General features: G+C 58.9%; 13 protein-coding genes, 2 tRNA genes and 3 rRNA genes. 10 read left to right on the top strand and 8 right to left on the bottom strand.

Annotated features, from left to right (window positions below; genetic code table 11):
- Positions 1-62: 62 nt before the first annotated feature.
- Positions 63-746, top strand: a complete 684-nt coding sequence (locus ACN9MU_RS06150) for a response regulator transcription factor (protein ID WP_426168461.1) — start codon at positions 63-65, stop codon at positions 744-746.
- Positions 743-2767 carry a sensor histidine kinase gene (locus tag ACN9MU_RS06145; RefSeq protein WP_426344305.1) on the top strand — a complete coding sequence of 675 codons (2025 nt, stop codon included), beginning with the start codon at positions 743-745 and terminating at the stop codon, positions 2765-2767. Before ACN9MU_RS06150 ends, ACN9MU_RS06145 begins: the two co-directional genes overlap by 4 nt.
- A 56-nt stretch (positions 2768-2823) precedes the next feature.
- Here ACN9MU_RS06145 and rrf read toward each other — a convergent pair.
- The 6 genes from rrf to ACN9MU_RS06115 form a co-directional block, all read right to left on the bottom strand.
- Positions 2824-2936: ribosomal RNA gene (rrf, locus tag ACN9MU_RS06140) — 5S ribosomal RNA — on the bottom strand.
- Between the two features lie 86 nt (positions 2937-3022).
- Positions 3023-5894: ribosomal RNA gene (locus ACN9MU_RS06135) — 23S ribosomal RNA — on the bottom strand.
- Between the two features lie 179 nt (positions 5895-6073).
- Positions 6074-6149: transfer RNA gene (locus ACN9MU_RS06130), tRNA-Ala, on the bottom strand.
- A gap of 7 nt (positions 6150-6156) precedes the next feature.
- A tRNA-Ile gene (locus ACN9MU_RS06125) sits at positions 6157-6233 on the bottom strand.
- A 67-nt stretch (positions 6234-6300) separates the two neighbouring features.
- Positions 6301-7831 (bottom strand): 16S ribosomal RNA (locus ACN9MU_RS06120).
- The 16S, 23S and 5S rRNA genes sit together here with 2 tRNA genes alongside, the layout of an rRNA operon.
- A 325-nt stretch (positions 7832-8156) precedes the next feature.
- Positions 8157-8933 carry an enoyl-CoA hydratase gene (locus ACN9MU_RS06115; RefSeq protein WP_426168456.1) on the bottom strand — a complete coding sequence of 259 codons (777 nt, stop codon included), beginning with the start codon at positions 8931-8933 and terminating at the stop codon, positions 8157-8159.
- Between the two features lie 116 nt (positions 8934-9049).
- Between ACN9MU_RS06115 and ACN9MU_RS06110 the strand changes: the two genes are divergently transcribed.
- The gene (locus tag ACN9MU_RS06110) at positions 9050-9487 is read left to right on the top strand and encodes a universal stress protein (RefSeq protein WP_426321139.1); all 438 of its coding nucleotides are present in this window, start codon (positions 9050-9052) and stop codon (positions 9485-9487) included.
- A gap of 63 nt (positions 9488-9550) precedes the next feature.
- The gene (locus tag ACN9MU_RS06105; protein ID WP_426168451.1) at positions 9551-11185 is read left to right on the top strand and encodes a hypothetical protein; all 1635 of its coding nucleotides are present in this window, start codon (positions 9551-9553) and stop codon (positions 11183-11185) included.
- On the opposite strand, the gene mltA is transcribed toward ACN9MU_RS06105, so the two are convergent.
- A complete protein-coding gene (gene mltA / locus ACN9MU_RS06100; protein WP_426344304.1) occupies positions 11182-12414 on the bottom strand; it encodes a murein transglycosylase A in 1233 nt (410 codons plus the stop codon). The genes ACN9MU_RS06105 and mltA overlap by 4 nt on opposite strands.
- Before the next feature lie 117 nt (positions 12415-12531).
- Positions 12532-12906, bottom strand: coding sequence for a Co2+/Mg2+ efflux protein ApaG (apaG, locus tag ACN9MU_RS06095; RefSeq protein WP_342115459.1), 375 nt, complete (start codon positions 12904-12906; stop codon positions 12532-12534).
- A gap of 102 nt (positions 12907-13008) precedes the next feature.
- On the opposite strand from apaG, the gene rpe reads away from it, so the two are divergent.
- The 6 genes from rpe (at position 13009) to ACN9MU_RS06065 (ending at position 18354) form a co-directional block, all read left to right on the top strand.
- Positions 13009-13674, top strand: a complete 666-nt coding sequence (rpe, locus tag ACN9MU_RS06090; protein WP_426341279.1) for a ribulose-phosphate 3-epimerase — start codon at positions 13009-13011, stop codon at positions 13672-13674.
- Positions 13675-13676: 2 nt separating this feature from the next.
- Positions 13677-14372, top strand: coding sequence for a phosphoglycolate phosphatase (locus tag ACN9MU_RS06085; protein WP_426344303.1), 696 nt, complete (start codon positions 13677-13679; stop codon positions 14370-14372).
- Positions 14373-14556: 184 nt separating this feature from the next.
- Positions 14557-16053 (top strand): anthranilate synthase component I, encoded by a 1497-nt coding sequence (trpE, locus tag ACN9MU_RS06080; RefSeq protein WP_426341277.1) that lies wholly within the window; start codon positions 14557-14559, stop codon positions 16051-16053.
- 1 nt (position 16054) lies between these two features.
- Entirely contained in the window at positions 16055-16621 is a 567-nt protein-coding gene (locus ACN9MU_RS06075) for an anthranilate synthase component II (protein ID WP_426341276.1), read from the top strand.
- Positions 16622-16635: 14 nt separating this feature from the next.
- A complete protein-coding gene (gene trpD, locus ACN9MU_RS06070) occupies positions 16636-17673 on the top strand; it encodes an anthranilate phosphoribosyltransferase (RefSeq protein WP_426168438.1) in 1038 nt (345 codons plus the stop codon).
- A gap of 3 nt (positions 17674-17676) precedes the next feature.
- The gene (locus ACN9MU_RS06065) at positions 17677-18354 is read left to right on the top strand and encodes a LysE family translocator (RefSeq protein WP_426344302.1); all 678 of its coding nucleotides are present in this window, start codon (positions 17677-17679) and stop codon (positions 18352-18354) included.
- Positions 18355-18360 lie beyond the last annotated feature (6 nt).

Below are 18360 nucleotides of genomic sequence, written 5' to 3'. Positions count from 1 at the left end.
GCCTTCCGGCCTGTGAAGAAAAATTCACGCCGGCGGCCGGGCTTTTGGGTAATACTTCCTGCATGACACGCGTAGCCATCATTGAAGACGATCTCCCCACCAGCAACCAGCTCGCCGGCTGGATTGCCGCGGCCCGCCCCGGCATTCAGGTCGACCAGTGGTTCAACCGCGACGACGCCGAGGCAGCCATCGCCCGCGAACGCTATGACCTGGTGGTACTGGACATTGAACTGGGACGCGAGCGCCACGCCGGCGTCGCCGTCATCAACGCCATCAACAAGCGCCATGCGACGCCGGTATTGGTGGTGTCGGCCATGCCGGCAGCTATCTACCGCTCGATCATGAAAGCGCTGGATGCCTGGGATTACCTGCAAAAAACCACTTTCGAAGAAGCCGATTTCATCGAAACCTTCCTGGAGATCCTGCGCGCTGCAAAAGACAGCAAGCCCGCCGCCCCGGCCAGCGAGCTTGCGATGGATCCGCTGCGCCAACGCACGCCCACCTGGCGCGGACAACGCATCAACCTGCCGCTGACGGCGCAGCGCATCCTCGCAGCACTGTTCGAGCGGCGCGGCCAGGTGGTGTCCTACGAAGACCTGTTTGAAGTGGTGAAAAGTGGGCGCAACCGCGACAATATCCGCAAGCATGTGAGCACCATTCGCGACGCCTTCCGCGAAATCGATCCGGACTTCGAGTGCATCGAGAACATCCCGATGCGCGGTTTCCGCTGGACCGACCAGGCATGAACCCCATTTCCCTGCTGACGCCATACCGACTGCGCATCGTATTGCGCATGGCCTTTCCGCTACTGGGAGTCGCCACAGTCGGCCTGGCGGTATCCGTGCTGCAGCAGGAAAAGCAGCTCAGCTACCAGGCTTACGAGCACTCCTTCCACAAGACACGCGAGCAGATCGCCGCTACGCTGCGCCATCCAACCGGCCAGCTCGCCCTGCTGAATCCAACCGTGGGCCAGAACCCCGGCCTTCATCCGGTACTATTGCCTTATGCGGCATTGGATTTCGACGACCAGGCCAAGGTGCAGCAAGCGATCTCCATGGCCGGCTGCGCTGCACCGCGCAGCGACAAGGGCACGCTTTGTGTCGGCATCGGGAACAATCCCTGGGCAGGCGGCTTTATCTACGTCGCCGGGACCTTCCATGCTCCACCGCTTGCGGCCCACCCGATACGCGAAGAGTCAATCGAAGGGGCTCACCGCGTCGACGTGAAGGTAAGCTTGCGTGGCCAGGAGTACCACTGGATCGCTCCTTTCGAACAGACCGGCGACCCGGCAAACGGCGGCATACGCGGCCGCCTGACCGGCTACACAGCGGCCGATGCAGGCCAGCCGCATGCCCGTCCGGTCAAGGATTTCCGCGGCTGGATCTGGCAAAGCCCGATTTGCGCACCTGAAGGCACGCCTGGCTGCGCGCACAGCACGTTCTTCTCTGTCCGGCTGCCGGTCGGGGTGCTGCAAGACGCCCTTTTTGCCAAGCCCCGGCCAGCCTGGCCGCCAGCGGACTTGGCCAACATCAACGTTGACTTGGCAGTACTGCCGCCAGGCGATGGCCCTGCGCTGCTGGACACGACACGCGACCAGGCCACGCCGCTGTTTTCCCTGCGCGACCTGCAGTCGCTGCTTTTGCCAGGTGAAACCCTGCGCATCCGCACCGAGCAAGGCAAGGAAGTGTTGACCCTTTCGGCAGCCAGCAGCAGTGGCGACCAAAGCTGGCACGCCCTGCTTACCCTGGTGCGCCACCTGCCAGTCGACACCACCGTCAAGGCACTGCAAACCCACGCCAGCGTGCCTACACCGCTTGGCAATTTCGAAATTGAATTGAGCGGAGATGCGCGCAGCGTCAGCGACACCTTGAGCGTGGTGGCCACCCGCGTGTCCTGGTTTGTCGGCGCCATCCTTGGTGCATTGCTGGTGGCTTGGCTTGTAGTGGAAGCTGGCATCATCCGCCCAATCAGCATCCTGACCAAACGCGCCGACAAAGTAGCACGCTCAGTCAAGACTGCCGGAGCGCTCGATGAATTTGACTTGTCCGACCTGCGCGGCCGCGACGAATTGGGTGTGCTGGCCAACTGCCTGCACGACCTGCTGCGGCGCGTGCGCGAGGACGTGGAGAAGGAAGCGATTCGCGCCGAGCAGGAGCGAGACATGTGGCACGCAGTCGGCCACGAAATCATGTCGCCGCTACAGTCGCTGATGGCGCTGCACGGTGGCGAGCATGACCCAAGTGGGCGCTATATTCACCGCATGCAGCAGGCAGTACGTGTACTTTATGGACAAGCATCACCCAGCGAGGCATTTCAGTCGACCACCCTGCAGCTGGAAACCCTGGACCTCGACGCCTTCCTGCGCGATGTGGCAGCCAACGCACCTTGTGTCGGCATTGCCGACGTAAGCTACCAGGGCGGAACGCCCGCCATGGTTCGCGCCGATCCTTATTCGCTGGAAGATGTGGTGACCCACATCTTGAACAACGCTAACCGCCACCGAACGCCGGGCACCCCGATCACGATGACGTTGACGTCAGACCAGCGCACAGCCAGCCTGGCAATCCATAACAAAGGCGCCTCGATCGCGCCGGCGCTGATCGACAAGGTATTCGAGTTTGGCGTATCGGGCCAGGAAGAAGGCGCCAATCGCGGCCAAGGCCTGTTCGTCGTCAAGACTTATATGGCCAAGATGGGCGGCACAGTAGCTGTGCGCAATGTGGCTGGCGGCGTCGAGTTCACACTGACGCTGCATGCGGGAGCCTGAAGTAGAAAAGCAAAAAGCCCGCCGGCATTCATGCCTGGCGGGCTTTTCTAATAAGAGCCTGACGATAACCTACTTTCACACTGGTTGCAGCACTATCATCGGCGCAGAGTCGTTTCACGGTCCTGTTCGGGATGGGAAGGGGTGGGACCGACTTGCTATGGTCATCAGGCATGACTTGTCAACAATCGGGAAGAAGTAAAAGTGGGGGTAGTGTTCTCAAACACTGTGTAAGTGCTACATAACCGTCAAGGTTATAGGGACAAGCCGTACGGGCAATTAGTATCAGTTAGCTTAATGCATTACTGCACTTCCACACCTGACCTATCAACGTCCTGGTCTCGAACGACCCTTCAAGGAGCTCAAGGCTCCGGGAAATCTCATCTTAAGGCAAGTTTCCCGCTTAGATGCTTTCAGCGGTTATCTCTTCCGAACTTAGCTACCCGGCAATGCCACTGGCGTGACAACCGGTACACCAGAGGTTCGTCCACTCCGGTCCTCTCGTACTAGGAGCAGCCCCCTTCAAATTTCCAACGCCCACGGCAGATAGGGACCAAACTGTCTCACGACGTTTTAAACCCAGCTCACGTACCACTTTAAATGGCGAACAGCCATACCCTTGGGACCGGCTACAGCCCCAGGATGTGATGAGCCGACATCGAGGTGCCAAACTCCCCCGTCGATATGAACTCTTGGGAGGAATCAGCCTGTTATCCCCAGAGTACCTTTTATCCGTTGAGCGATGGCCCTTCCATACAGAACCACCGGATCACTATGTCCTACTTTCGTACCTGCTCGACTTGTCGGTCTCGCAGTTAAGCACGCTTATGCCATTGCACTATTAGCACGATGTCCGACCGTACCTAGCGTACCTTCGAACTCCTCCGTTACCGTTTGGGAGGAGACCGCCCCAGTCAAACTGCCTACCATGCACTGTCCCCGATCCGGATCACGGACCAAGGTTAGAACCTCAAACAAACCAGGGTGGTATTTCAAGGATGGCTCCATAGGAACTGGCGTCCCTACTTCAAAGCCTCCCACCTATCCTACACAGATTGGTTCAAAGTCCAATGCAAAGCTACAGTAAAGGTTCATGGGGTCTTTCCGTCTAGCCGCGGGTAGATTGCATCATCACAAACACTTCAACTTCGCTGAGTCTCGGGAGGAGACAGTGTGGCCATCGTTACGCCATTCGTGCAGGTCGGAACTTACCCGACAAGGAATTTCGCTACCTTAGGACCGTTATAGTTACGGCCGCCGTTTACTGGGACTTCAATCAAGAGCTTGCACCCCATCATTTAATCTTCCAGCACCGGGCAGGCGTCACACCCTATACGTCCACTTTCGTGTTTGCAGAGTGCTGTGTTTTTATTAAACAGTCGCAGCCACCAGTTTATTGCAACCTTTTCGCCCTTCCACAGTAAAGTGGTCAAGCTACCGAGGCGTACCTTATCCCGAAGTTACGGTACCAATTTGCCGAGTTCCTTCTCCCGAGTTCTCTCAAGCGCCTTAGAATACTCATCTCGCCCACCTGTGTCGGTTTGCGGTACGGTCTCGTATGACTGAAGCTTAGAGGCTTTTCTTGGAACCACTTCCGATTGCTTCGTGAGCAAGCTCACTCGTCCCAGTCCCTTGAATTACGCGCCCGGATTTGCCTAAGCGCCTTCTATGAACCAGGAACTGCCTATTCCAACAGGCAGACAACCTTCCGCGATCCGTCCCCCCATCGCATCATACGACGGTGCAGGAATATTAACCTGCTTCCCATCAGCTACGCATCTCTGCCTCGCCTTAGGGGCCGACTCACCCTGCTCCGATGAACGTTGAACAGGAAACCTTGGGCTTACGGCGTGCGGGCTTTTCACCCGCATTATCGCTACTCATGTCAGCATTCGCACTTCTGATACCTCCAGCATCCTTTACAAGACACCTTCGCAGGCTTACAGAACGCTCTCCTACCATATCCTTGCGGATATCCGCAGCTTCGGTGACTGGCTTAGCCCCGTTACATCTTCCGCGCAGGACGACTCGATCAGTGAGCTATTACGCTTTCTTTAAATGATGGCTGCTTCTAAGCCAACATCCTGACTGTTTTAGCCTTCCCACTTCGTTTTCCACTTAGCCAATCTTTGGGACCTTAGCTGGCGGTCTGGGTTGTTTCCCTCTTGACACCGGACGTTAGCACCCGATGTCTGTCTCCCAAGCTCGCACTCAACGGTATTCGGAGTTTGCAATGGTTTGGTAAGTCGCGATGACCCCCTAGCCATAACAGTGCTCTACCCCCGTCGGTGATACTTGAGGCACTACCTAAATAGTTTTCGGAGAGAACCAGCTATTTCCAAGTTTGTTTAGCCTTTCACCCCTATCCACAGCTCATCCCCTAATTTTTCAACATTAGTGGGTTCGGTCCTCCAGTGCGTGTTACCGCACCTTCAACCTGGCCATGGATAGATCACTTGGTTTCGGGTCTACACCCAGCGACTGGCGCCCTGTTCGGACTCGATTTCTCTACGGCTCCCCTATCTGGTTAACCTCGCCACTGAATGTAAGTCGCTGACCCATTATACAAAAGGTACGCCGTCACCCCTTACGAGGCTCCGACTGTTTGTATGCACACGGTTTCAGGATCTATTTCACTCCCCTCCCGGGGTTCTTTTCGCCTTTCCCTCACGGTACTGGTTCACTATCGGTCGATTACGAGTATTTAGCCTTGGAGGATGGTCCCCCCATGTTCAGACAGGATTTCTCGTGTCCCGCCCTACTTGTCGTACGCTTAGTACCACCGCTTGGATTTCATGTACGGGGCTATCACCCGCTATGGCCAGAGTTTCCAATCTGTTCCATTATCCAAACGACTATCACGTACAGGCTCTTCCCATTTCGCTCGCCACTACTTTGGGAATCTCGGTTGATTTCTTTTCCTGCAGCTACTTAGATGTTTCAGTTCGCCGCGTTCGCTTCACACACCTATGTATTCAGTGAGTGATGACCTATAAGGCCGGGTTTCCCCATTCGGAAATCTTCGGATCAAAGCTTGTTTGTCAGCTCCCCGAAGCTTATCGCAGACTTCTACGTCCTTCATCGCCTGTAATCGCCAAGGCATCCGCCATGTGCACTTATTCACTTGTCCCTATAACCTTGACGGCTATCAGTTACAAGCACTTACTACTGTGTTTGATGAGTTTTACTACTACCCTAAGTAATATCTTTCGATATCGCTTAATAAAACTTTTACTTCTTCCAGATTGTTAAAGAACGATGAACATTTAAGCGTTCAAACCTAAGCGGCTACGCTTACGTTTGAAAACTTGGTGGAGGATGACGGGATCGAACCGACGACCCCCTGCTTGCAAAGCAGGTGCTCTCCCAGCTGAGCTAATCCCCCATTGGTTTGGTAGGGCTGGTTGGGCTCGAACCAACGACCCCCGCGTTATCAACACGGTGCTCTAACCAGCTGAGCTACAGCCCCAACATTGCTGTTCTTCGTATTACAACAGTCGATAAGTGTGAACGTTTGAGTCTGATGCCGACTCTAGAAAGGAGGTGATCCAGCCGCACCTTCCGATACGGCTACCTTGTTACGACTTCACCCCAGTCACGAATCCTACCGTGGTAAGCGCCCTCCTTGCGGTTAAGCTACCTACTTCTGGTAAAACCCGCTCCCATGGTGTGACGGGCGGTGTGTACAAGACCCGGGAACGTATTCACCGCGACATGCTGATCCGCGATTACTAGCGATTCCAACTTCATGTAGTCGAGTTGCAGACTACAATCCGGACTACGATACACTTTCTGGGATTAGCTCCCCCTCGCGGGTTGGCGGCCCTCTGTATGTACCATTGTATGACGTGTGAAGCCCTACCCATAAGGGCCATGAGGACTTGACGTCATCCCCACCTTCCTCCGGTTTGTCACCGGCAGTCTCATTAGAGTGCTCTTGCGTAGCAACTAATGACAAGGGTTGCGCTCGTTGCGGGACTTAACCCAACATCTCACGACACGAGCTGACGACAGCCATGCAGCACCTGTGTGCAGGTTCTCTTTCGAGCACTCCCAGATCTCTCCAGGATTCCTGCCATGTCAAGGGTAGGTAAGGTTTTTCGCGTTGCATCGAATTAATCCACATCATCCACCGCTTGTGCGGGTCCCCGTCAATTCCTTTGAGTTTTAATCTTGCGACCGTACTCCCCAGGCGGTCTACTTCACGCGTTAGCTGCGTTACTAAGTCAATTAAGACCCAACAACTAGTAGACATCGTTTAGGGCGTGGACTACCAGGGTATCTAATCCTGTTTGCTCCCCACGCTTTCGTGCATGAGCGTCAGTTTTGACCCAGGGGGCTGCCTTCGCCATCGGTGTTCCTCCACATCTCTACGCATTTCACTGCTACACGTGGAATTCTACCCCCCTCTGCCAAACTCTAGCCTCGCAGTCTCCATCGCCATTCCCAGGTTAAGCCCGGGGATTTCACGACAGACTTACGAAACCGCCTGCGCACGCTTTACGCCCAGTAATTCCGATTAACGCTTGCACCCTACGTATTACCGCGGCTGCTGGCACGTAGTTAGCCGGTGCTTATTCTTCAGGTACCGTCAGCAGATCTGGATATTAGCCAGACCCTTTTCTTCCCTGACAAAAGAGCTTTACAACCCGAAGGCCTTCTTCACTCACGCGGCATTGCTGGATCAGGGTTGCCCCCATTGTCCAAAATTCCCCACTGCTGCCTCCCGTAGGAGTCTGGACCGTGTCTCAGTTCCAGTGTGGCTGGTCGTCCTCTCAGACCAGCTACTGATCGTTGCCTTGGTGAGCCTTTACCTCACCAACTAGCTAATCAGATATCGGCCGCTCCAGGAGCACAAGGCCTTGCGGTCCCCTGCTTTCATCCTTAGATCGTATGCGGTATTAGCGTAACTTTCGCTACGTTATCCCCCACTCTTGGGTACGTTCCGATATATTACTCACCCGTTCGCCACTCGCCGCCAGGCCGAAGCCCGCGCTGCCGTTCGACTTGCATGTGTAAAGCATGCCGCCAGCGTTCAATCTGAGCCAGGATCAAACTCTTCAGTTCAATCTCTGTTTTTGCCGCATTTCTGCGGCAGGTCACTCACTCAAAATACTGACGAAATCTCATAAAGAGATTTACGTTTAATTTTGTGCGAGCGTTATAACGTATATTTTGAGCATCGAGCCCGAAGGCTCGGGCATATCGTCAAACGCCCACACTTATCGACTGTTGATTTTTAAAGATCGCTGCCTTATCGTTGACAAAGCGTTGTGTTTGTCAGCAGCAGAGAAGCGAGATTATGCGGTACAGCGTGCAACTCGTCAACCCCTCTTTTTCTTCTCTCGCTTCGTTGCGTTAAGTACGCTGCGTTGCGAGGGACCGAACTATATCAAAGCCCCTCGAAGTTTGGCAAGCGCTTTTCGAGGAAGGCATACATGCCTTCGCGCTGGGCCGGCGTGCCGAAGCCTGCGTGGAACAGGCGGCGCTCGTAATTCACGCCTTCCGACAACGTGGTCTCAAAGGCGCGGTTCACGCAGTCCTTGATTTGCATGGCGACGGAAACCGGCATCTGGGCGATGCCCTGGGCGATCTCCAGCACGGATTCGATCAGCTTGTCGGCCGGGACTACGCGCGAGACCAGGCCAATGCGCTCCGCTTCGGCCGCATCGATCATGCGGGTGGTCAGCAGCATATCCATCGCTTTCGCCTTGCCAATGGTGCGCGGCAGGCGCTGGGTGCCGCCGGCGCCCGGCGTAACGCCGACCTTGATTTCAGGCTGGCCGAACTTGGCGGTGTCAGCTGCAACCAGGAAATCGCACATCATGGCCAGTTCGCAACCGCCACCCAGCGCGAAACCGGCCACGGCGCCGATCACCGGCTTGCGCACTTTCAGGATGTGCTCCCAGTTGCGCCCAATATAGTTGTCGCGGTGGGTGTCCTGGTAGGTGTAATCCTTCATCGCAGCGATGTCCGCGCCGGCGGCAAAGGCCTTTTCGCTGCCGGTCAGCACGATCACGTGGATTGCGGGGTCTTTTTCGAACTTGGCAAAAGCCTCGCCCAGCTCATTCATCATATTGTCGTTCAGGGCGTTGAGGGCCTTGGGACGGTTCAGGCGGATCAGCGCCACTTTGTCGTGAACTTCTACGAGCAGGTCCTGGTATTCCATTTATTCTCCTCCAGTCGGTTAGCTATCGGGCAATTGTAGCTGTTGTGCACGAAGCGCGCGCCGATGAATCCGGGGTAGACCTACACTGGACTGGAGAATTTGTCAGGAGAACTGCCATGTTCAAATCGATTTTGCTGCCCACCGACGGCTCGCAACTTTCGGAACGGGCCACCCAGACTGCGATCGAATTCGCAAAGATCCATGGCGCGCGCATCACTGCGGTCTCCGTGGTCCAGCCCCTCCCCTTCGTACCCTTGGCCGATGCGGCCGTGCTGCCAGACCCCGGCGTCTTTGACCGCGAAGTACGGAGCAACGTCCAGGCTGGCCTGGATAAGGTGCTTGCGGCAGCCACCGCAGCCGGCATCGAGTGCGATGCCGTGCTGGGCGAGGCAATCAACCCCTACGAGGTCATCGTCAAGACCGCGGAAGAGCGGCATTGCGACATCATCCTGATGGCGTCCCATGGCCGCAAGGGCCTGAATAAACTATTCCTTGGAAGCGAAACCCAGAAGGTTCTCGCACATACGCATTTGCCGGTGCTCGTTCTACGCTGACCCCCTGATCTTATTGCGAATTTGGTAATATTTATCGAATTCACAACTTGATCAAGGGTCAGAATGAAGCACCTCGGCTTACTGGCAGGGCTGGCACTGGCGATGTCTGGCGCCGCTGCCGAAAACGTACACGTCACTGTCCGCCTGGCGGCTCCCGACGCATTGGAAGTCAGCTACGAGCTGCCCGCCGCCTGCACGCAACTGCCGTTCCTGAAGACCGGCGCCGGCGCTGCCGAGATACGCTCGCACTGGCAAGCTGTCGGTGAGTGCGGCAAAGCTGGCGGTGACGCACTGGCGCGCGGCGCCAACAATTGCAAGGCGCTCGCCTTCCGCGTCCCTGCCACGACCAACAAGGTCGAGGGATATCCCGGTTCCTTCCCTACCGGCGAAGGTATCTACGCGCATATGTCGAACTATGCTGTCACCGAGGCCTGTGGAGCGGTGATTTACCGCTTTGCTGCGCCCGGCAGCATACTGACAGGTTTGGCGCGGCACGAAGGAAGCGCAACTGCCCACGCCGATGCGCCGGCACTGCTGTTCCCGGCCCGCTTGCCGGCGGCAGACACGAGCCTCGACTACTACGATCCGGCGCTGCCGCCCGCCACCGTGGCGCAATTGCGCGAGCGGGCCGACCGCACTGCGAAGTGGCTGAACAACCGCATGCCGGGAGCACGGTTCAGGCGCCCGATCATTGCTGCCACCATGGCGAAGGAGCCGGGCGGACCGAATATTGGCGGAAGCGCCGGCGACATGCTCCATCTGGCGCTGTTCAACTGGCCTGCCGAGCCATCGCCGGAGGTATCCCGCCTTGCCAACAAGCTGGTGGCGCATGAAATGAGCCACCGCTTCCAGATCCGCGACGCCGTGGACATCTACGACGATTCGCGCCTGATCAACGAGGGTATCGGCGAATTCCTGCGCTGGCTGGTGTCCGTGCACGAAGGCTGGTTGACGCCACAGGAAGCCGCGAACGAACTGGATGATGCCCTGGCCGCCTGCATGCTGATCGCCGACGACCGCCGCTGGCATGCTATCTCCCCCGCGGAGATCGGCGGCACGCGCCTGGAGTACGAATGTGGCCTGCCGGCCTTTGTTTACGCCTTGGCGGCACGCCAGGGCAAGGGTGACGCCGTCGCGCGCATCGACGACTTTTACCGCCAGCTTCGCAATGGCGCCAAGCCGGACCTGGCCCAGGCAATGGAATGCGGAAGCCAGGCCTGCAAGGCAATGGTGCTCCCGGCAGTGCTGGATGGCTCCGGCGCAATGCGCGACGAATGGTCGCGCGTGCTCGATCAGACAGGGTTGGCCAAGCCGGTGGCGCCGACGCAGCGCCAGACCGACGCGATGATGCTGCGGGCGCTGACCAAGCTGGTGCGCGAAGACTGCAAGGGCAAGCGCAGCATGACGCCCACCAGCACCAGCATCCTGGTCGATACCCTGCCTTCGTGCACGACCTTGCGCCAGGATGTGGAAGTGGTGCAGGTCGAGAGAAAGCCGCTGTTTGGCGGCATGCAGGCCTTGCCGGCCATCTCGCAGGCATGCGCCGCGCGGCATGAAGTGGTGCTGGGTTTGAAGGACGGCGCTACGCTGCCCGTTCCCTGCCGCTCTCCCTACCAGGCAAGCGCGCGCATGTATGCTGCCGATATCGGCAAGATCATGCGCGCGCTGAATGTGCCCGATGCGCAGGGCAAGCGTTAGCGGGCGAGCTTGGGCAACAGCACCCAGATACTGCCGCGCTGTTTCATGCGGCCGGCGAAATCGGCAGCTTCCGAACCAAAGCCGAAGAACAGGTCAAGACGGATGGCGCCCTTGATTGCGCCGCCGGTATCCTGCGCCAGCATCAGCCTTTGCAGCGGCAGCTCATCGTCGCCAGGCAGCGTGGTATTCAGGTAGACCGGGGCTCCCAGCGGAAGCTGGCTGCGGTCGATCGCCACGGAACGCTGCGGCGTCAGCGGCACGTTCAGCGTCCCTTTCGGGCCGACCTTCGGGTCGGGCAGCTTTTCTTCCTTGAAGAAGACGTAGCTTGGATTGGCATTGAACAGCTCCTGCTGGCGCGTCGGGTGGCCGTCGATCCAGGCCTTGATGCCTTGCGCAGTGGCTTGTTCAGCGGTCAGCTCACCCTTCTGCACCAGCCATTTGCCGATCGACTGGTACGGCCGGCCATTCTGGTCGGCATAGGCAACGCGCACGGTATCGCCGTCAGGCAGTTGCACACGGCCGGAACCCTGCACTTCCAGGAAGAAGGCCTCGACCGAATCGTCCACCCACAGCAGCTCGTTGCCCGCCAAGCCCGTACGGCTGATTTCTTCTCGCGCCGGATAGGGCACGACGCGCTTGCCTTTCAGGCGGCCGCGTACACGCTTGCCCGCCAGTTCGGGATAGACCGAGCCGACATCGATGATGACCATATCGTCCGGCACCTTGTACAACGGTGTCTGGTAAGGGCCGCCCTTCTTGCGGGCGCCGCGCAGCAGCGGTTCGTAATAGCCGGTAATCAGGCCGGTATTGCTGCCATCCGGCGCGACCACTTGGTGCGGGTCGAAGAAGGATTCAAAGAACAGGCGGATGGCAGCCTGGCTATTGGCGTCCACGGTCTTGGCGATCGCGCAGGGTTCCTTCCAGTCTGCTCCGCTTGCCAGCTTGGAGCAGGACAGCATGAAGGCCGGCCATGCAGCGCGCAGGTCGTCACGATCCCAGCCCGGCAAGTCGGAGAAGCGGGCGGGAATGAATTCCGCTTTGGCAGGCGGGGGCGGTGCGGCCGGCACGGTGGGTTGGACCGGCGGCTGGGCCGGCGTGGCAGGCGCAGTCGGCGTGACAGGGGCAGGCTGCGACGGTTTGGCAGGCGGCGGTGGTGGAGTGACGCAACCGGCCAGCACTAACGCGACGGCGGTGGCGCAAACGGGTAAACTACGGCGTGTCAAAAACATGAGGTGTTGTCTATGATTTATCTGATGCTTGAAGCGCTGGTGGCGCTCTTCCTTCTGGTATTCATCGTCTGGTGGACGCTGCCGTCCAACAAAAAGAAGAAGGACGGCGAGAAGTAACTAGTGCAGGGTTCGCGGCAAGGACAGCACGAATTCAGGAATCTTGGTTTCAAACTGGTGGCCGTCTTCAGCCACGCAGAAATATTCCCCATACATGGAGCCCTGCGGCGTGCGCAGCTGCGTGCCGCTGGTGTACTCGAACACCTCGCCCGGCGCCAGCAATGGCTGGTGGCCGACGACGCCCAGGCCGCGTACTTCTTCAATATGGTTGTTCGCATCGGTGATCACCCAGTGACGGGAGATCAGCTGGGCCGGCACGGTGCCGGTGTTCTTGATGGTGATCGTGTAAGTGAACACGAAATTGGTGCGGTCCGGATTGGACTGTTCCGGCAGGTACTGCGTGCGTACCTCGACCGCAAACTCATACTGGGCCATAAGGGTTTCCTTCATAACAATTGGGCAATTCTAGTCCAAGCAATCGGACATCGTCCGCACAGCAGCGTAAAATAACGCATCTTTTTTCTCAGCCGACCAGCCATGACCTCTTTCCGTATCGCTCCGAGCATCCTGTCCGCCGACTTCGCCCGCCTGGGTGAAGAGGTTCGCAACGTCGTTGCCGCTGGCGCCGACATCATCCACTTCGACGTCATGGACAACCACTACGTGCCTAACCTCACCGTCGGCCCGCTGGTCTGCCAGGCGATCCGCCCGCACGTGCAAGTGCCGATCGACGTGCACCTGATGGTCAAGCCGGTCGACCGCATCATCCCTGATTTCGCCAAGGCTGGCGCCAACATCATCACCTTCCATCCGGAAGCGTCCGACCATATCGACCGTTCGCTGCAGCTGATCCGCGACAACGGCTGCAAGGCTGGCCTGGTGTTCAATCCTGCCACCCCACTGAGCTACCTGGATCACGTGATGGACAAGATCGACATGATCCTGATCATGTCGGTGAACCCGGGCTTCGGCGGCCAGTCCTTCATCCCGCAGGCGCTGAAGAAGATCGCCGAAGCGCGCCGCCGCATCGACGAATCCGGCCGCGACATCATGCTGGAAGTCGACGGCGGCATCAAGATCGACAACATCAAGGCGGCAGCGGAAGCCGGCGCCGACACCTTCGTGGCAGGTTCCGCGATCTTCGGCCAGCCCGACTACAAGGCCGTGATCGACGCGATGCGCGGCCAACTGGCTTCGCTGTAAGAATGGCGGCGGTCCTGCGCGGCGTAAGGGCCGCCATCATTGACCTCGACGGCACGATGCTCGACACGATGCCGGACTTCGAAGTGGCCATCAACCTGATGCGCGAAGAACTGGGGCTGGCGCCCATTACAGTCGCGCAGATTGAGCTGATGGTCGGCAAAGGGTCGGAGAACCTGGTGCGGCGCGTGCTCGCGCTGGACTACGACGAGGCCGGCGTCGAGCAGCACTTCCCGGCCGCGATGGAAGCCTACCAGCGCCACTACCTGGTCATCAATGGCCGCCACAGCGAAGTATATGCCGACGTGGTGGCGGGCCTGGAGCGCATGCGCGCAGACGGCTTGCGTCTGGCCTGCGTGACCAACAAGCCGGTGGCATTCGCCAAGCCGCTGCTTGCGCTGAAGGGCCTGGACGGCTACTTCGAAGTGCTGTTCGGCGGCGATTCCTTCGAAAAGAAGAAACCGCACCCTCTACCCTTGCTGAAGGCCTGCGAATTTTTCGACTTGCCACCGGCGCAGGTAGTGGCGATCGGCGACTCCTCGAACGACGCCGAAGCGGCCCGCGCGGCCGGCTGTCCTGTGCTGACTGTGCCATATGGATATAACCACGGCGTGGGTATACACGAAACGGATTCCGATGGTATAGTTGACACGCTGCTTCATGCAGCAACCTTGATTAGCACGCAAAACGACGCTATCTGACCGAAATGTTTCTCAACAAAAGACACAATGTAACCCACCGGGGCTCGATTGAGGCCTGGCTGTGGCGACGCTGGCAATCCTGACTTAGTCCCGATTGCTGTCGGCGCACGTGCGTGTCACTGCTCCGGCAGGTTTTTTGTAACCGAACCGCCACCACCACGTCCATGGCGGAATGGAGAGAAACATGACTGAACTCGAATTCAAATCCCTGGCCGCGGATGGCTACAACCGTATCCCTCTGATCGCGGAAGCTTTCGCCGACCTGGAAACCCCGCTCACCCTGTACCTCAAGCTGGCCCAGACCCAGAATTACGGCAAGAACACCTTCCTGCTGGAGTCGGTGGTGGGCGGCGAGCGTTTCGGCCGCTACTCCTTCATCGGCCTGCCTGCCAACACCCTGCTTCGCAGCACCGGCAAGCTGACCGAAATCGTCAAGAACGGCGAGGTGATCGAGACCCACGAAGGCAATCCCCTCGAATTCATTGAGCAATACCAGGCGCGCTTCAAAGTAGCCGTGCGTCCCGGCATGCCACGCTTCTGCGGCGGCCTGGCCGGCTACTTCGGCTACGACACCGTGCGTCATATTGAAAAGACCCTGGCCAGGACGCAGCCGAAGGACGACCTGGGCCTGCCGGAAATCCAGTTGATGGTGACCGAAGAACTGGCCGTCATCGACAACCTGTCCGGCAAGTTGTACTTGATCGTCTACGCCGATCCGCAGCAGCCGGAAGCCTTCGCCAAGGCGCGCCAGCGCCTCAAAGACCTGCGCGCCCTGCTGCGGCGCGGTGTCGATGCGCCGGTAACCACGCCGTCGGTACGCACCGAGACCATCCGCGACTTCGCCAAGGAGGATTACCTGAAGGCCGTCGCCAAGGCACACGAATATATCCTGGCGGGCGACTTGATGCAGGTGCAGATCGGCCAGCGCATCCGCAAGCCATATGTGGATTCGCCACTCACGCTGTACCGCTCGCTGCGTTCGCTGAACCCGTCGCCGTACATGTACTTCTACAATTTCGGCGACATGCAGATCGTTGGTGCATCGCCGGAAATCCTGGTACGCAACGAAACCCTGGCTGACGGCGAAAAGAAAGTCACGCTGCGCCCGATCGCCGGTACACGCCCGCGCGGCAATACGCCCGAACGCGATGCGGCGCTGGCCGAAGAGCTGCTGAACGATCCGAAGGAAGTGGCGGAACACGTGATGCTGATCGACCTGGCCCGCAATGACCTGGGCCGCATCTCCGAAACCGGCAGCGTGAAGCTGACCGACAAGATGGTGATCGAGAAGTACTCGCACGTGCAGCACATCGTTTCCAACGTGGAGGGCAAGCTGAAGAAAGGCATGTCCAACCTGGACGTGCTGCGCGCCACCTTCCCTGCCGGCACCCTGACCGGTGCGCCGAAAGTGCGTGCGATGGAAATCATCGACGAACTGGAAATCTGCAAGCGCGGCATCTACGGCGGCGCCTGTGGCTACCTGTCCTTCGGCGGCGAAATGGACGTGGCGATTGCGATCCGCACCGGCGTGATCAAGGACGGCATGCTGTACGTGCAGGCCGCCGCCGGCATCGTCGCCGACTCGATACCGGAAATGGAATGGCAGGAAACCGAAAACAAGGCGCGCGCCGTGCTGCGCGCGGCCGAGCAAGTGCAAGATGGCCTGGATGGGGAGTTCTGAAATGCTGCTGATGATCGACAACTACGACTCCTTCACCTACAACATCGTGCAGTATTTCGGCGAGTTGGGCGAAGACGTGCGCGTGCACCGCAACGACGAAATCACCATCGACGAAATCGAAGCATTGAATCCCGACCGCATCTGCATCTCGCCGGGTCCGAAAGACCCGTCGCAGGCGGGCATTTCGCTGGAAGTGCTGAAGCACTTCGCAGGCAAGAAACCAATCCTGGGCGTCTGCCTGGGGCACCAGGCCATCGGCGAAGCCTTTGGCGGCAAAGTTATCCGCGCCAAGCAAGTCATGCATGGCAAAACTTCTCTTATCGCGCATACGGGTGTGGGCGTGTTCCAGGGCTTATCCAGCCCGTTCACAGTAATCCGCTACCACTCTTTGGCAATCGAGCGATCCTCGCTGCCTTCCTGCCTGGAAGTCACAGCCTGGACCGACGACGGCGAAATCATGGGCGTGCGTCACAAGGAATACGACATCGAGGGCGTGCAGTTCCACCCCGAGTCCATCCTGTCCGAGCACGGCCACGCCTTGCTGAAGAATTTCCTCGATCGCAAATAAGAGAAGGAAGCATCATGCCTATCACGCATCAAGAAGCACTGGTTCGCTGCATCGAACACCGTGAGATTTTCCACGACGAGATGCTGTACCTGTTCCGCCAGATCATGTCCGGCGAAATGTCGCCAGTCATGGTGGCTGCCCTGACCATGGGTTTGCGCGTCAAGAAGGAAACCATCGGCGAGATCACCGCTGCAGCGCAGGTCATGCGCGAGTTCTCGACCAAGGTCCCGATGGCCGATACCACCAACCTGGTGGATATCGTCGGCACCGGCGGCGATGGCGCGCACACGTTCAATATTTCTTCCGCTTCGATGTTTGTCGCCGCTGCCGCCGGTGCGCGCGTGGCCAAGCATGGCGGACGCTCCGTGTCGTCCTCCTCGGGCAGCGCCGACCTGATCGAATCGCTGGGCGCGAACATCAACCTGAAGCCGGAACAGATCGCGCAGTCGATCGCGCAGACCGGCATCGGCTTCATGTTCGCGCCAAATCACCACGCTGCGATGAAGCATGTGGCGCCGGTGCGCCGCGAACTGGGCGTGCGCTCCATCTTCAATATCCTTGGCCCGCTGACCAATCCAGCCGGCGCCCCGAACATCCTGATGGGCGTGTTCCACCCGGACCTGGTGGGTATCCAGGTGCGCGTGCTGCAGCGTTTGGGCGCGCAGCATGCGGTGGTCGTCTATGGCCGCGACAATATGGATGAAGTGTCGCTGGGCGCAGGCACCATGGTGGGTGAACTGGTCAACGGCGAAATCCGCGAGTATGAAATCCATCCTGAAGATTTCGGCCTGTCGATGATCGCTTCGCGCAACCTCAAGGTGGCGGATGCCACCGAATCGAAGGCGCGCGTGATGGAAGCCCTGCACGGCGAACCGGGGCCTGCGTCGGATATCGTGGCGCTGAATGCTGGCACCGCCTTGTATGCGGCCGGCGTAGCCTCGTCCATCGAGGACGGGCTGGCGCGGGCACGAACGGCCGTGTCGTCCGGCGCCGCGGTGGCCAAGCTGGAACAGTTCGTTCGCGTCACGCAGGAACTCGGCCGGGAGGGTTAAGCGATGTTCGGCATCCATGACCTGACGCTGTTTGTGATCTCCGGTCTGCTGCTGAACATCATGCCGGGGCCGGACTCGCTGCTGATCATGGCGCGCAGCGCTACCCAGGGCTGGCGTGCTGGTTGCGCTGCGGCGCTGGGGGTCGGCGCGGGCACCATGCTGCACATCGGCGCGGCAGCGCTTGGCCTGTCGGCCCTGCTGGCTACCTCCGCCACCGCCTTCACCGTTGTCAAATGGGTGGGCGCGGCGTATATCGTCTGGTGCGGCATTTGCATGCTGCGGGCGCGGCTTAAGGCCGATAAAACCGGCACACCGGTGTCTGACCCATTGGGTCAGACACCGCCCTACCGGTTTGCGCCGCAGGCGAATCTGCCCTACCGCAAAATCTTCGCGCAAGGCTTCCTGACCAATGTCCTGAACCCGAAAGTCGCGTTGTTCTTCCTGGCATTCGTGCCGCAGTTTATCGACGCGGGCGCGGCCAACAAACCGCTGGCCTTCCTGGTCCTGGGCTGCATCTTCAATTTCAACAGCATGCTGTGGTGTAACAGCCTTGCCATCTTCACCGCCTTCGCCAGCGCGCGGCTGAAGGTCAAACCACAGGTGGCACTGTGGCTGAATCGCGCGACCGGCAGCCTGTTCATCGCGCTTGGAGCGCGCCTGGCCCTGGCCGAACAACATTAAAGAATC

The organism is Pseudoduganella sp. R-32 (assembly GCF_049913245.1).
Taxonomy (GTDB): Bacteria; Pseudomonadota; Gammaproteobacteria; order Burkholderiales; family Burkholderiaceae_D; genus Rugamonas.
The sequence above is the reverse complement of the archived record's forward strand: the minus strand, read 5'-3'. Positions and strand labels throughout refer to the sequence as shown.